The organism is Corallococcus praedator, from assembly GCF_003612125.1.
GTDB classification, from domain to species: domain Bacteria; phylum Myxococcota; class Myxococcia; order Myxococcales; family Myxococcaceae; genus Corallococcus; species Corallococcus praedator.
In genome coordinates, this window is sequence record NZ_RAWI01000224.1 from 1 (window position 1) to 15,589 (window position 15,589).

Consider the following 15,589-nt stretch of genomic DNA (forward strand, 5'->3'; position numbering starts at 1 on the left):
CCGGTCCCCAGCGTCGGCGCTACGGCGTGACGGTGGTGCCCCGCCTGTGGACGCTGCGGCACACGCGCCGCAGCCGCATCTTCCAGGAGCTGGACCCCGATGTCGTCCCTGAAGGCTCCCGCCGCGCGCACGTTGCACACGGCGGTTTGGACCGGCCAGCGCATGCTCGTCTGGGGAGGCGTGGGGTGCGGCGAGCGGCCCCAGCTCCCCTGTGGGGATGGGGCGGCCTACGCACCGGACACCGATACCTGGAGCGCGCTTCCCAGCCAGGGCGCGCCCTCCGCTCGCGGCTGGCACACGGCGGCGTGGACGGAGCAGGGGATGCTGGTGTGGGGCGGAGAGGAACCCCAGCAGGCCCGCGTGTTGGGGGATGGCGCCCGGTACGACGTGGAGGCCGGGACGTGGAAGTCCCTGTCTGGGACCGGAGCGCCCGTGGCACGCCGCTATCACTCCGCGGTGTGGACGGGGCAGGAATGGCTTGTCTGGGGCGGCAGCGGTGGTGCCTCCGTGGACGTGGCCCTGGGCGATGGCGCGGCGTACTCACCCGCGACGGACACCTGGCGGCCGCTGGCTTCGGAGGGAGCACCCGAGGCCCGCTGGGCGCACACGGCGGTGTGGACCGGCACGGAGATGCTTGTCTTTGGCGGGCTGGGCTGCGGCGGGCCGCGCTATTGCGAGGGCGGGGCCCGGTATGATCCCCGGCGTGACGCGTGGTCACCCCTGTCGACGAAGGGGGCTCCCACGCCCCGCACCGGACACGTCGCGGTGTGGACGGGGACGCGGATGTGGGTCTGGGGTGGCGCCTCCTCGAAGTGCGGCAACGGTGGCGCGTGCGCGGATGGCGCCGCGTATGACCCTGCCAGCGACACCTGGACCCCGCTGCGCACCCAGGGGGCCCCGTCGGCGCGGTCGGGACATGCCGGCGTGTGGACAGGCCAATCCCTGTTCATCTGGGGCGGCCTGGGAGGCGCCGGGGCGGAGGTCGCCTTGTCGGACGGAGCCCTGCTGGTGCCCTGAGCGCACCAGCGGTGAAGCCTTCCCGGTTCAGCGCGGGCCGTAGACGGGGAGGTCCACGCCCGCTTCGAACGCCCCCAGGTCCGGCGAGAGTCCGGTGAAGCCCTCGTTGATGTTCGGCAGGGGCTGGCCTGCGTTCGCCGCGGCGGAATCCGCGCGGATCCGCAGGTCGGGCTTCGCGTAGAGCGTCAGCGGCGCGGCGGGATACGCCACCGTGGATGCGAACGCCGTGAGGTCCACCTGCACGGCGTGCTGTTCGCTCGTGCCGGTGCGCAGGGTCTGGAGGCTGCTGAACGTGCTGGCCCCCAGGCGGCCCGTGAGGGTGTCCGTGGTGGAGCCCACACCGTCATGATCGAGGCTCGAAGTGGCGACCTCCAGGTCGGGGACGTGCAACACCCGTCCGGTGCCGCTGCTGTACCCGTTGAAGGTGCCTCCGGGTCCTCCCAGGAAGAGGTTGTTGCGTGCGTAGAGGTGCGCCACCGGGCGCCCCGCGTAGATGCCAAACGCGTCGCCATGCTTCACCACCGTGTTGTGCAGGAGCACGTCCCCCGTGCTGCCCCGGTAGAGTTTGAAGGCCACGTGCACCGCGTTGTAGATGGCATTGCGGACGAAGTACGTAGGTCCGCCCAGCCCCGGCTGCGATGACACCGCGATGAAGTTGTTCGTCAGCCGGTTGCGGACGATGCGGCAGTTGTGGAAGCAGAAGTCCGCCTCGATGCCATCGTCCGCGTTGCCGGTCAGGTCGTTGTTCAGGATGTCGATGCTGAACTGATCCACGGCTTCATCGTCCTCCAGGAGGGAGATGCCGTCCCGGAACCCCGTCACGCGGTTGTGCAGGATGACGTGCCCCGGACCGGTGACGGCGATGCCCTCGCCCAGGTTGTCCCCGCTGACGCCGAGCGACGCCTCCGCCCACTGCGTCAGGCCCGTCACCACGTTGTCCGCGATGTATGCATTCTCCGCGCGGGTAAAGGTCACGATGCCGTCGCCGCCGTAGGTGCTGCTGGCGTTGATGGCGCAACGCTGGATGACCATGTGCTTCGAACCGTTGAACCGGATGCGCCCGTTGACGGTGAGCCCCTCCAGGTGGACGTAGGCCTGGGTGAAGACGTTGATGGCGCCGTTGATCACCACCCCAGTGGTCCCCCGGACGATGATGGGTTTTCCTTCGGTGCCGCTGCGGGACCAATCAAAGCCAGCATAGGTCCCCGCGCCCAACTGGAGGATGTCCCCGGGTTGGGCGCTCGCGGCGACGCTGGCGAACGTGGCGGGCGTCACTGCTTTGATGGGGGCGTTCGCCATGGGGACCGGCAACGGACGCGTGGTGGCATTCGTGGTGCGCGTGGTCGTCCCGCCGTCGGGGTCCGTGAGCGTCAGCTCCAGCTCGTAGGTCGTTCCCGGCTGGAGGTCGAACACGCTGCCGGAATGACGGCCTGCCCAACTGAAGCCCTCGTTGCTGCCCGCAGCCACGCGGCGCAGCGGGAGTGCTTCGCGCCAGACGGTGGTACCCGCGATCCGGTAGCGGACCGTCACCACGCCATTGGCGTTGGCATCTCCGCTGAACGCCCACTCCACGGTCAGGTGGTGCAGCGTGGGGAAGGGCAGACTCGTCGCGCCGGCCACCGTGGCATCGGCTCCGCCGCCTGAGCCCGCGTCGCCGCCTCCTCCCGCGTCGCTGCCTCCTCCCGCATCGGTGCTTCCGCCATCGGTGACGTTGCCCCCATCCACCGGGTCCACGTCGTCCGGGGGACTGTCAGAGCAGGCCACCGACGTGAGCAATCCAAGAACACAGGCCCAACGCGAGAATGAAGAGGTCATGGGGGTTTCCTTCAGCCAACCTTGGTCCGACGCGGTACAGAAGGGCAATGAACCTGTTGCTCGAATTCGCCCGTGCCCAGGAGATGGCGGACCGCGAGCCGTAATCTCGTGTTGAATGTGCCTCATGCCCCCGAACCGACTCGACGAACTGGGTGAAGCGACGACCCTCCTGGAGGTCCGCGCACGTCTGCGCTCGCATCGCTGGGCACCGGAGCTCGACATTTTCGAGCGTTCCCCTGGTGTTGTCCGGCGCTTCGACGCGGGCCTTGATGTTCCGGAGGGACTCGAAACGGGGAACGGCCCCTACGTCGTCCTGGTCGAAGGCCCGCTCAGGACGACGGGCCATCTGCACCTGTGGACGGACGACTATCTGCCCGGCCTCGTGGTCGTCCGGGGCGACCTGGAAGCGCGGACCCTGTCGTTCGGCAACGGGGCGCGGGTCTTCGTCGAAGGTTCGGTGCGCGTCGAAGGAGAGCTCTTCGGCCAGTATGGGGACCGCAATGCCGCACTCGTGGCCACGGGCGTAATCCAGGCGAGGGCGACCTTCCTGGAGACGACCGCAGGGATGTACGCCGAGGGCGGTGTCCAGTCCCTGGTCTATTCACCGCTGGGTCTTTATGAATCACTCGTGCCGGACATCGAGAACGAAGGGGTCGGGGATGGAGTCCACAGCTTCGACCCGTCGGTGCTGGATGCCTATGGCGACCTCGACTTCCGCAAGGCGATCCAGGCCGCGCGTGAAGGGCGGCCCCTGTTCCTGCCCGGCATCGAAGAGCGCTTCCCCCTTCGACTGACGCTCCGCGCAACGCGGTAGTCCTGGCGCATTGCTCCCCGACGCATCGGGTTGGGAGACTGTCTCGGTCGTGGCGGGACGCCAGGAAGGCTGGTGCGGACGCAGGCCCGGGAACAAGATGGCCGCATGGCGATCTTCAATGGCAACTACCCTGCGGACATCTATCAGGCAGCGGGTGAGTCCTCCTCCATCACCGACCTGGCGGACTCCGTGGGGTTGCTCTGCATCCAGGGGCAGAAGTTCATTGGCGCGTCCGGCCTCACGTTGAGCACGTCCCAGAAATACTTCAGCCAACCCCACTACCCGGAAGGCCTCAAGGGCGGCCGGTTGAGTGATGCGCTCGCCAACGAACCCGCGGTGTGGATGATCGGGACGGGGTGGGTCTACAACCGCAGCCAGATCGCGACCGCCGGCCACAACGTCATCAGCCTGATGGAAGAGGTGGATGACTCGAAGGTGACCGACCTCCGCTTCGTCACGGGGTACTACCGGAAGTCGAGCAGCCGCTCCTCCTTCACCTACAAGGTCTACAAGATCAAGGCGCGCGAGATGACCGCCAATGACACGGCGATACTCACCATCGAGGGCTACTTCGAGACGAAGCTCATCCTGGATCAGGTGAGTTCGGCGGAGGCGAGGACGGTGGCGAACGGCGATCTGATCCAGATGCTGGGCCACCCCCTGGGACAGCCGATGAAGTACACCGAAGGCACGGTCGCCAACGCCAATCCCCACCGCGACCGCAGCTCTTTCGACACCTGGCTCAGCGGCGTCTCCGGCAACTCCGGCTCGCCCGTGTTCTGGAAGGGCAAGGTGCTGGGAATCTTCACGGGCGGCGGCTGGCCCAACGAGTTCGCCGAGGCGAAGGACGGCAGCGGCTACGGTCACGCGACCTACGACAACAGCAACATCGATCACTCGGGCACCGTGGCCTACGTCAGCGCCATGGAATAGCCCGGGGCCGGGCGCATCGCGGTAGGCTGCGCCCATGTCCTATCAACGCCCCCAGGTGAAGGCGCCGCGTCTTTCAGGCGTGGCCCTCAAGGCTTTCGTCAACACGCTGGAGCGGGGCGGAGTCGGGCCCGTGCTGGTGGAGAAGTTGCTGCGCGACAGCGGCATCGACACCTGGCGTGAGCTGTCCGCCGGAGATGCGCCGCCCATCCAATACCCGCTGCCGCCCGGCGCGCCGCCGACGGAATCCCAGACACCCCAGGAGCAGGCCGCGCGCGCCGTCGCCGCGTCCTCCCTGGCGCCGAAGCGGGAGACGGTCGCTGCCTTCGCGCGGGCCTACCGCGACGGCGGAACGGACCCCGTCACCGTGGTGCGAAAGCTCCACGAGGCCATCGAGCGCCTGGACGGTGGAGCGGACCGCCTGGGCCTCTTCATCGCGCGCAAGCCCGACGAGGTGCTGCGGGCCGCGGAGGCGGCGGCGGAGCGACTGCGCGCCGGCAGGCCCTTGAGTGTGCTCGATGGCGTGCCCGTCGTCTTGAAGGACGAGGTGGACCTGGCCGGCTTTCCCACCACGCTGGGCACGACGTTCCGCAACGAGGTGGTGGCCGCCGACTCGACCGTGGCCGCGCGCCTGAAGGCCGCGGGCGCCGTCATCCTGGGCAAGGCCAACATGAATGAGATTGGCATCAACCCCATCGGGTTGAACCCTCATCACGGCGCCGCGCGCAACCCGTGGAACCGGGGCCACATCACTGGCGGAAGCTCCAGCGCGTCTGGCGCCGTGGTGGCGGCGGGCCTGTGCCCGCTGAGCATTGGCGCGGATGGCGGAGGCTCCATCCGGATTCCCGCCGCGCTCTGCGGCATCGTCGGCCTCAAGGCCACCTGGGGGCGCATCCCGGAGACGGGTGTGCCCCCGCTGTGCTGGAACGTGGCGCACGTCGGCCCCATGGGCCTCACCGTGGACGACGTCGCGGCGATGTATGCGATTCTCTCCGGGCCGGACGGGCAGGACGTCGTCGCGCGGCAGCAACCCCCGCACCACCTGTCCGGCTACGAGGACGGCGCGCTGAAGGGCCTCCGCCTGGGGCTCTGCACCCCCCACTTCGAGGACGCCGACCCGGACGTGGTGGCCCGGTGCCGGGAGGCGGTGCGGGCCCTCACCGACGCGGGCGCCACGGTGGTGGAGATTCCTCCGCCCGACCTCAACACGATCCTCTGGACGCACAGCTGCATCATCCTGAGTGAGATGACGGAGGCGATGCTTCCCCAACTGAAGGCCCGCGCGTCGGTGTTCGGCCTCGACTCGCGCACCAACCTGGCGCTCGGGCGTCGCTTCCGGGCCACGGACTTCGTCCATGCGCTGCGACACCGGCACCGGCTGACCCGGGAGCTGCTGACCCTCATGGCGGGTGTGGACGTCATCATCACCCCGACGACGGCCACCACCGCCCCGGCCATTCCCGAAGCGACCCTCCCCGACGGCGAATCCAACCTGCCGGTGGTGGACGCGCTGATGCGCTTCATCCGGCTGGCGAACCTCACGGGATGCCCCGCCCTGTCGGTGCCGGCGGGCTTCGACCGCGCGGGCCTGCCGGTGGGCATCCACCTCATGGGGCGTCCGTATGAAGAGCACCTGCTGCTGCGCCTGGGGCGCGTGGTGGAGCGCGCGACGGAGCGCCGCACGCCTGCTGTCCATGTGAGCGTGCTGCCCTGACGGCGTAGGCCCGACCCGGAACGTCGGGCCCTCCACACCCCGCGATGGACGGGGTATCACGGCCGAGCGGAAAAGCCCGTGCAGGGGCCGCATTTGTTAGCCTCGTCTTCGTCCCGCCAGGGTGGCGCGGACAGGAGGCGACACCGGGATGGATTCAACCGACGCGCGCATGGAGCGGCTGGAAGCTCGCATCCGGCGGTGGCAGGGGCTCACCTGCGCCGCGCTCACCCTGGCCGTCCTGGGCCTGGGGGCCGCGGCCCTGCGGGACCCGGCGCTGTCGTCCGGAGAAGTCATCGCGTCCCGGCTGGTGCTCCAGGATGCGCAGGGCCGCACCCGGGCCACGCTGGACACGAACAAGGACGGCGCGGCGGCCCTGGTGCTGCGCGACAGCGCGGGCCGGCCCCGGGCGTTGCTGGGCGTGGGCGCGGATGACTCGCCCCGCCTGCGCTTCTCCACGGCGGAAGGCGAGGCGCTGGCCGAGCTCATGGTGTTCTCGGACGAGGCCCCCCGTCTGACGCTGTCCAAGTCCGGAGGCGTGGACCTGTTCTCCGTGGGGCTCCAGGTGGATGGCTCGTCACGGCTGGAGCTGGCGGATGCGTATGGACGTCCTCGCGCCATCCTGGGCGCGGACGAGCACGGCATGCCCGGCTTGAGCCTGGTGGATCGCCGAGGACAGACGCGTGCGTCCCTGCGCGTGGGCAGCTCGGACCAGGGGACCCTGGTGCTGGAAGGCAGCGAAGGCGAGCTGTTCCGCGCGCCAGTCGTGCAGTGAGCCATGCCTGAGCGGCGGGTGCCTGCCTTGGCGCGCACCCGCCCGGGGCCTCCTCAATCCCAGCCGCGAAGCTGGACGCGCACGCGCCGCAACAGGAGCTCCCATTCCTGGCGCTTGATTGTCGCCATCACCCGGCCGCCCACGATGGTGAGCCCGGTGAGGGTCATCACCAGGAAGCCGATGCGGTGGTCCCGCAGCCCCGCGTCCAGCAGGTTGGCCACCACGTCCAGGGTGAGGAACAGCGTGCCCAGCGCCAGATAGGCGCGGATCTGCAAGGCCATTCCCAGCGCCACGCCCAGCAGGCACACGGCCCCGAAGACGAGCGCATACGTCCCGTCCTCCGACTCGCCCATCCGCATCGCCAGCTTCGCCGCCGCGGGCACGTACAGCAGCAGGCCCCCGAGGATGCGCACCGCGTTGCGGGCCGCCTGGGGCAGGCTGGACGTGAAGAGCTGCCCCATCATCAGGAACAGCAGGCCGAGCGGGGCCAGGTACACCTCCAGGCCCTCCAGTCCGAACGCGAGCGCGGCGATGAGCAGCGCCAGGTTGCAGGCGGCCGCCGCGAACGCGCCGAACATCCGGCTGCGCTCCACCGCGCCCAGCGCCGCGTACAGCAGGCCGGAGCCACCCGCGAGCAGGGCGGCCTCGCCCGTCGCGTCCCCGGGCAGCACCAGCGCCATGCCAATGGGCAGCAGCGCCGCGAAGCGCCGCGTCGCGCGCTCCACGGGCTGCACGCCCGCCCTGCGCGCCAGCACCGTCACGCCCACCAGCACGAAGCCCAGCGACAGCGCGAAGAGCGCATCGTGTTCAGGGCGCAGGCCCTGCGCGTACAGGCCGCGCACCAGCGCGTAGACACCCACCACCGCCACCTGCACGAAGTACACGTGCCGTCCCGTGTGCTCGCGCCACGCGCAGTGCAGGGACACGCCCACCGCCAGCCCGATGGCCGCGAGGGCCAGGGGCAGGGCCTCCTCCGGTGCCCGGCCCTTCACGGCGACGATGGCGAGCAGCAAGCCGGTCGCCACGAGCCACAGGTCGCGCCCCCAGCCCATGCCGCCCGCCACGTCGCTCCTGCGCCGCGTGGTGACGCGGTGGGCGAGGTGCAGCGCCAGGGCACTCCCCGCGGCGGCCAGGGCCAGCGCCGCTCCAGAGACCGTGAAGAGGCTCCGGTAGCCCGGCACCTGTCCGGATCCGCTCGCATCGATGACGATGGCGGTCATCAGCGCGCAGAGGACCGCGCCTCCCATCAGCATCGTCGCGGTGCTGGCGACGAAGCCCGCGAGCGCGCCCCGCCACTGGAATGCCCCCACCAGCAACGTCGTGGCGATGAGCGCGAGCGTCAGGGCGTAGGCCGGGGAGACCATCCATGTTCCGCCCAGGCCCTGGAGCATCCTCCAGAGGAGGCCGGGGACGGCCAGCGTCGTCCAGGGCTCCGCGGTCACGGCCAGCGCGTACGCCGTCGCCGTCAGCAGGAAGGGCAGCGAGGACAACTGCGTGCGCAGCCGCGTCTGGCTTGCATCAATGCCCCGCCGTCGCGTGACCCACGGACCGAGCGTCACCACCGCGAGCCCCAGCAGGGCGAGCGTGGGCCCGGGCCACGCCTCGAAGAGGGCTGCCCGGTGGGCCTGGGCATGGACGAGCAGGAGCAGGCCGAGGCCCAGGACGATGCGCCCCGCCTTGCGTGCGCCTCCGCTGAACAGCACGGCCCCCGTGGCGAAGGCGAGCCCCGCGGACGGCAGCCCTGGCTGGAAGAACGCCGCCGCCGCCACCAGCGCCACGGCCGTGGTGGACCACTGGCGCAGGATCTGGAGGAAGGGCTCGGGAAGATCCTCGGCGGTGGGCCAGAGCAGGCGGCGCACGAAGGCGCGTGCCGCGCCCAGGCTCGCCACCGCGATGGCGGCCCCGGCGTAGACGAGCCCGGCGGCGGCGACGCCCGCGAAGGCCCGCTGCCAGGAGAGGAAGAGCGTGTCCCCGGGGGCCAGCCACGTCGCGGGCTGGAGCCAGTCCAGCTCATAGGGGCCCATGAGCTGCACCGGCGTGGCGAGCACCCATTGCCCGTCGGGCGGTTGCAGCGCCATCAGCGGTGGCCCGAGCAGGGCCTTCTGCGCGGCCCAGAGCGCGGCGCCGGGCAGCCCCAGCAGGAGGCCCAGGTGGGCCAGCGGCCGCGAGCGGAACGAGGCCGCGAGGAGCAGCCAGAGCAGCGCCGGCCCCAGCACCAGGAGCGGGGGCACCACGCCGAGCGCGAAGGACGGATCCGGCAGCCCCACCTTCACGGCGGAGCGCAGGAGGACAAGGGCCAGCGCGGCCACGCCCACGTGGGGCACCGCATGGTAGAGCGGCCCGTGCCGCGGATTCTCCAAGAGCCGCCCGAGCCACGGACCGAAGCGCCGCGTCGCCAGCGCGAGGAGCCACAGGGCGATGCCGATGAGCGGCAGGCGCCACGCGCTCACGTCGGGGGAGAGCGGACGGCCCGCGCGGTTGATGACCGCCGTGAGCGCGATGAAGGCTCCGCCCGTGGCGAGCGTCACCACCGAGCCGCGCAAGGCATACGCCACGAAGCCGCGCGACACGAACGCCAGCAGCGCGACCGCCGTGAGCAGTCCTCCCGCGAGCAGGAACCCGGGCCGCTCGGCGCTGACGGGCACGGGAATCCAGTTCACGAGTGTGAGCGTCGCGCAGACGACCTGCACGAGCGCCGCCGCCGCGAAGCCGTCCGTGAAGAGCGGCCATCCTCGCGCTGCGAACGGCAGGGGGATGACGTCCAGCATCCGGCGGCCCTTCGGAGCCGGGCCTTCACCCGCCACCGGGCCGCGCCCGCGCAGGGCCGCGAAGAGCGCGAAGCCGAGTGCCAGCGCCGAGGCCACGAGGGCGGCGCGCACCGAGGTGAAGTCGGAGACCGTGCCCAGGCCCTGCGTCACCGCGAGCGCGAGCCCCATGGCCGCGATGAAGGCCACGAGTCGGCTGCCCTCCCTGCGCACGCGAAGCAGCAACACCGCCGTGGCCAGCGCCGTGGGCGCGCACGCGAGCAGCGTCCCGACCGGGCCCACGACCGCCGCGAGTGCCTCCGGCAGGGCAGGGGTGACGCCCAGGGCCAGCGCCACCCCGAGCGCGGCGGCTCCCAGCGAGACATCCTCCAGGGGCTTGAGCGAAGCGCCCTGGCCGATGGGCCGCGCCCACGCGTCCTGCGCGAGGCCCGCGAGGCTGTAGAGCCCCGCCGCGAGCGCGAAGACGGCGAGGTTCGCCGTGTTCGAGGCGAGCCACGGCGTTCCCTCGACGAGCGCGACCCCTCCGAAGAGCGCGGCGATGCCTCCCAGATAGTGGAGTCCCCGCCATCTCCAGCCTCCGGCGACGTGGGCCGCGACCGCGATGATCAGGCCCGTCAGTGCCTTGGGCCAGGGATTGCTCAGCCCTCCGTCCCACGCCAGCACCGACACGGCGGGCATCGCCGCCAGGGCCACCACGACGCCCCAGGCCAGCAACCGGATGCGCAGGCCGCTGGCCAGCGTGATGCGCGCCACGAGCAACAACGCCGACGCCACGCCCGCGACCCCGAAGCACCACCAGGTCGGCTCCGTGGGGGCCAGCGTGCGCGCGAGCAGCGCCCCCGCGAGCAGCGCGGCCATGACGCCTGGATGCACCAGCGCCCGGCGTCGGGGCTCCAGCAGGAAGAAGAGCAGCGCGGCCAGCACGGGCGCACCCGCGGACGCCACGTCCACCTGGCCATCATCTCCTGGCAGGACCGAGAACGCGCCCAGGGCGCCCGCGAGCGCGCCACTGGCCACCACCGCGTGCGCCAGCGTCTCGAGCACCGGGCCCGCGCGCGGATGGGCCTCCCGGACGGACTCCGTGGAGGCGGCCATCGCCACCACCGAGGCGAGCGCCATCGCCCAGAGCGTGAGGCCCGCGAACAGGGGGCTGCCCGGCTCCAGCGCATCGAAGCCGGAGGGCGCGCTCGCCACCGCGAAGACCGCCAGACAGAGCGCGCCGTAGAGCGCCGCGCCCGCGTTGACGAACGGCGCCTTGCCCGTCGCCGCCCGCGCACGCCACGCCGTGGCCCCGAGCGCCACCACGCCCGCGGACGCGCAGAGCGCCCGCAGCCAGGGGGCTTCGTCCCAACCCATCAGCGGAAGCCCCGCCAGCAGCGAGGGGAACAGCGCCACCGCGAGCGACGTGGCGGACGCTCCGTGCAACACCCGTCCCGCGATCCTCAAGGGGATGATCCCGATGGCCGCGACCCCCAGCGCCACGGGGGCGCCAATCACGGGCGTCAATCCCACCAGCGAAGACAGCGCGACGAACACCACCGGCAGCAACGCGAGGCCGATGCCCGCCAGGACGCGCCCGGCCGACAGGGAGCGCCGCGACAGGAACGCCCCCAGCCCGATGAAGGCCGCGTGGTAGCCGAAGAGCGCGCCCGTGACGATCAACTGCCGGGGCACGCCTCCCAGCGCCCGCCACGCCTCGCGGACCCCCATGAGCGAGCCGCCCAGCACCAGCACCGCGCCGAGGAACCACCAGATGTACTCATGGAGGCGGGGAGCGCCTTCGCCCTCATCGAGCGCGACCATGGCCTCCAGTCCGCCCCCCAGCGAGCCCATGTGCCCCTGGGAGAACAACGCCCGCCCCGAACCCAGCGCCGAGCCCAGGTCGTCCTCGCTGGAGTCCCCCGCGTGGCGCTCCACCACCGCCGCACGCCGTCGCTCCGCCTGCTCCCGCTCCGCCTTCGCCGCCGAGTCCAGCGAGTGCGCGAGCGCCGCCACCCAACCCGGCCGCCATTCTCCCGCGTGACGAAATGAAGTCGCGACGTCCTCCGCCCAGGCTTCCGCGCGAACCGAGGAGTCGACAGGGGGCGCCACCGGGGGCTCCGGCATCGGTTCGTGCACGGCCGAGGCGGCTTCGGGGGCCGCCTCCAGCGAGGCTTCGAGTCGCTCCGCCGTGACGGAGTCCAGCAACCCGTCGAAGCGCCAGCGCTCGATGCGCCGACGCAACAGGGCCCGCACGAAGTCCTCGAGGTGTTGCCCCGTGGCGGGCACGAGCGTGGCGCCACACTCAGGACACGGGGCCCCGGATTCAGTGGCGCGGAGTTCCGTACAGGCTGGACAGATCATGGGCCGCCACCATAGCGGGGACCCTCCCCGCTGGGGTCCAGCCCCTGGTGACACTGTCACCCCAGGGGGGAACCCGGCGGGACTTGCGGCGCGGCACCAGGGGCAGCCGCACCGCACCAACCCCCCGGAATCACGTCCCGCGGGCCCTGATGCTTGGGGATGCAACCTCCCTCATCCCCCGCGAGACTGGCTTCAGTCGCAGTAGTACGTCGGGGCCAGCGCCAGGACGTGCTGCTCCGCGATGGGGGACAATGCGCGCAGGCGGGAGAGGAAGAGGGGGGCCTTCATCCCCATTCCAATGAAGCCCCGGACATACGAACGCTCCTGGGCGGTGGTCAGCTCCTGGCGCTCAGCGTCCGTGAAGGTGCGCCCCACCGCCTTCTCCAGGGTCCGCAGGTCCAGTTCGAGCTGGGCGTTCAACGTCCCCCGCAGGGCCTGGAGCAGCTCGGAGTACTCCGCCAGGGCCGCGTCCAGCGTCTCGGGCGCCTGGGCGAGGATCTTCTGGGCCTCCAGGAAGTCGAGCCGGGTGTGCTGCGCCTCTTCCAGCCAGTGGTGCTTGAGCAGGTTGCAGAACAGCGGATCCAGCGTCTCGGTTTTGTTGCCGCGAACCGTCTCCTGGTAGTGCTGCTGCGTCATCAGCTCCATGTGCAGGTTGAAGATGAGCACCCCCAGGTTCGACTTCGCCATGATGGCCCGGGCCACCTCGACCTGATTGTCGAGCAGGGCCGGGACGACCTTGAACCCCCGGGCGAAGGCGCCGGTGAAGCGCGCGAAGAGCTGCTGGTGCTTGAGCTCCTCCTCGGTGAAGCGCAGCAGCGCGCGCATGTGCGTCGCGTTCCCGTGGAGCTCCAGGCCGGCGCGCTGCGATGCCAGGGCCACGGCGTATTCCTCCAGGAACAGGAACAGGTGGGCATAGCTGTTGGAGCGGATCTGATTGAGCATCAGCCGCTCCTCCGCGCTCAGGAAGCCAATGGCTTCTGTCCCCGTCAGCGCGTCGGAGAGGAACCTCCGGCTGAAGTCGAGGGTGGTGTCTCCGGGCAACAGCTCATCAAGACGCCAGGACACCCGTTCGGAGCTCTGGATGCAGGATTGGTACTCCAGGGTTTGGTTTTGCATTCACGAATCAAACGGCCAATACCCGCCGTCCGTCAATCATTGTCGCGGTGATTGGCGTTGCGCGGGGTGTCAACCTCCCTGAGGTCGCATTGCGCCCACCCTGCCGGCTCTCGCGCGCCACCCCACCGCGGGCATCCCCCCGGCCGTTCCTGGAGCTGCTGGAACGACTCGGCTTGCCTACACGGGGGTGGGAAGGGGAACGGGACTTCCCCATTCCTCCACTGAAACATGATTATTCTGGTAATGCAGATTGAAGACTGCGGGGTGTCTTCAGGACCCTTACCTGTACAGTCTGGCTTGCGCAGAGAGCCGCCCTACCTGTTGATTCCGGTAGTGCGTGAAATCTTGGGTGGCATTGTTTCCAGGTGACATTCTTGGTACTGTTGACTCCTGGATTCATTCCTCTTCGTGGAGGTCGGCCCACCCCCACGGCAATGGCTCTCATTGTGAGGACGGGGGGTTCGTGTGTCGGTACTCCCGAAGGGTTGTTGTCCCCACCCATTGTCTCGCTGAGTTCCCATGGCCTCCGCTCGAATGCGGCTGTCCCGGAAGTTCCCCCCAGACAACCCCGTGTGTGAACCCGCTCCGCCTCATACAGGAGTGGTGCGCTGACGATGGGGCCGGGGGACATGACATCGGAAGCAACCGCGGAGTGGGAAAAGGTGCTGGGCATCTTTTCGGACGAGGCCGAGGGCCTGGTCGCCTCCATGGAAGAGAACCTCATCGCGCTCGAGGTGGCTCCCGCGGACTCGCTGCTCCAGCACATCCTGCGGGGAGCGCACACGCTGAAGGGCGCCGCGTCGTCCATCGGCTTCCAGGCGGTGACGGACTACACGCACGGCGTGGAGGACCTCCTCCAGGCGTTGATCGACCGGCGCGTCGCCGTGGACGAGGAGCGGGTGTCGCTCCTGCTGGGGGCCGTGGACCACCTGCGCGACCTGAGCCGGGCCTCGCTCGCTGGCGTGGACTCCCTGGGAGCGGTCCACCTGGCGCACCTCTCCCGGCTGAGACAGGGAGCAGGCCTGCACCCCGCCGCGGTGCCCGCCTCCGCCCCCCTGGCTCCGGCCACGCTTCCGCGCATCCCGGAGTCCTGTGGGGTGAAGCGGGGCCGCTCGCGGATGGACCTGGAGCGCCTGGACCGCATCGTCACGCTCACGGCGGAGCTGTCCGTCGCACGCGGCCGGATGACGCAGTTCCTGGCGCGCGCGGAGGACTCAGGCGCGAGCTGGGAGGATGCGCTCGCCCAGCAGCGGGAGATGGATCCGCTCTTCGAGGAGCTGCAGGAAGAGGTGATGAAGGTCCGGATGGTCCCCGTGGGGCCGCTGTTCCGCCAGCACCTTCGCACGGTGCGCGACCTGGCGCGCTCCCAGCACAAGCTGGCCCTGCTGGAGCTGGAGGGCGAGGACGCCACCCTGGACACCGCGGTGCTGGACGCACTGAGGGATCCGCTGCTCCACCTGCTGCGCAACGCCCTGGATCACGGCATCGAGTCCCCCGACGAACGCCGGGCCGCGGGCAAGGACCCCCGGGGCCACCTGCGGCTGCGCGCCTACCATGACGCCGGCAGCGTCGTGGTGGAGCTGTCCGACGACGGCCGGGGCATCCAGCGCGAACGGGTGCGCGAGCGCGCCCGGGAGAAGGGGCTGGTGGCCGCCCCCGAACGGCTGCGCGACGACGAACTGCTGCGCCTCATCTTCGAGCCCGGTTTCTCCACCGCCGCCGCGGTGACGGAGCTGTCCGGACGCGGCGTGGGCATGGACGTGGTGCGCCGCGACATCGAAGCGCTGCGCGGCTCCGTGTCCGTGCAGAGCCAGGAGGGCAAGGGCACCACCCTGACCCTGCGCCTGCCCCTCACGCTCGCCGTCATCCAGGGCTTCGCCATGGGCGTGGGCGACCAGGTGTACGTCGTCCCCATCGAGGGCGTGCAGGAGTGCATGGAGGTCCCCGCGGAAGAGCGCGACTCGGGCGCCTCCGGCGTCCTGTCGCTGCGCGGCCAGCCGCTGCCCTATCTGCGGCTGCGCCAGGTCTTCTCCCTGGGCGGCGGCATGCCGGCCCGGGAGAACGTCGTCGTGCTGAAGCACCCGGATGGCGTGGTGGGGCTGGCGGTGGATGAACTCCAGGGGGAGGGACAGCGCGTCATCCGTCCCCTGGGCAAGCTCTTCCAGGGCATCCCCGGCATCTCCGGCTCCACCATCCTGGGCGACGGGCGCGTGGGCCTCCTGCTGGACACGCCCTCCCTGGTGCGAAGGGCCATCCACCGCGCCTCCGAATCCCCCGAAGCCCCCACCTCACCGCAGGACCTC

The 15,589-nt window shown here is 70.7% G+C and carries 9 protein-coding genes; 6 read left to right on the top strand and 3 right to left on the bottom strand.

All coding sequences use genetic code 11. The features are described 5' to 3' along the window. Positions 1-99: 99 nt before the first annotated feature. Positions 100-1,017: a Kelch repeat-containing protein gene (locus tag D7Y13_RS25545; RefSeq protein WP_120585214.1), complete on the top strand. Its 918-nt coding sequence runs from the start codon at positions 100-102 to the stop codon at positions 1,015-1,017. Between the two features lie 27 nt (positions 1,018-1,044). Here the strand turns inward: D7Y13_RS25545 and D7Y13_RS25550 are convergent, their stop codons facing one another. Beyond that, positions 1,045-2,832: a right-handed parallel beta-helix repeat-containing protein gene (locus D7Y13_RS25550; protein WP_233595838.1), complete on the bottom strand. Its 1,788-nt coding sequence runs from the start codon at positions 2,830-2,832 to the stop codon at positions 1,045-1,047. Between the two features lie 124 nt (positions 2,833-2,956). On the opposite strand from D7Y13_RS25550, the gene D7Y13_RS25555 reads away from it, so the two are divergent. From D7Y13_RS25555 to D7Y13_RS25570, 4 genes are all read left to right on the top strand, one after another. Next, the gene (locus D7Y13_RS25555; RefSeq protein ID WP_120585215.1) at positions 2,957-3,646 is read left to right on the top strand and encodes a hypothetical protein; all 690 of its coding nucleotides are present in this window, start codon (positions 2,957-2,959) and stop codon (positions 3,644-3,646) included. Between the two features lie 105 nt (positions 3,647-3,751). After that, positions 3,752-4,579 carry a trypsin-like serine peptidase gene (locus D7Y13_RS25560; protein WP_147444453.1) on the top strand — a complete coding sequence of 276 codons (828 nt, stop codon included), beginning with the start codon at positions 3,752-3,754 and terminating at the stop codon, positions 4,577-4,579. A gap of 34 nt (positions 4,580-4,613) precedes the next feature. After that, positions 4,614-6,290, top strand: coding sequence for an amidase (locus D7Y13_RS25565; RefSeq protein ID WP_120585216.1), 1,677 nt, complete (start codon positions 4,614-4,616; stop codon positions 6,288-6,290). A 148-nt stretch (positions 6,291-6,438) separates the two neighbouring features. Next, on the top strand, positions 6,439-7,062 hold the full coding sequence (locus D7Y13_RS25570) for a hypothetical protein (RefSeq protein WP_120536601.1): 624 nt from the start codon (positions 6,439-6,441) through the stop codon (positions 7,060-7,062). Positions 7,063-7,115: 53 nt separating this feature from the next. Here the strand turns inward: D7Y13_RS25570 and D7Y13_RS25575 are convergent, their stop codons facing one another. Both D7Y13_RS25575 and D7Y13_RS25580 read right to left on the bottom strand, forming a co-directional pair. After that, positions 7,116-12,095, bottom strand: a complete 4,980-nt coding sequence (locus tag D7Y13_RS25575) for a hypothetical protein (protein WP_233595839.1) — start codon at positions 12,093-12,095, stop codon at positions 7,116-7,118. Between the two features lie 267 nt (positions 12,096-12,362). Beyond that, entirely contained in the window at positions 12,363-13,286 is a 924-nt protein-coding gene (locus D7Y13_RS25580; RefSeq protein ID WP_120585218.1) for a diiron oxygenase, read from the bottom strand. A gap of 629 nt (positions 13,287-13,915) precedes the next feature. Here D7Y13_RS25580 and D7Y13_RS25585 point away from each other — a divergent pair. Next, positions 13,916-15,589 (top strand): chemotaxis protein CheA (locus D7Y13_RS25585; protein WP_167508775.1); only part of this gene is annotated, 1,674 nt, incomplete at its 3' end.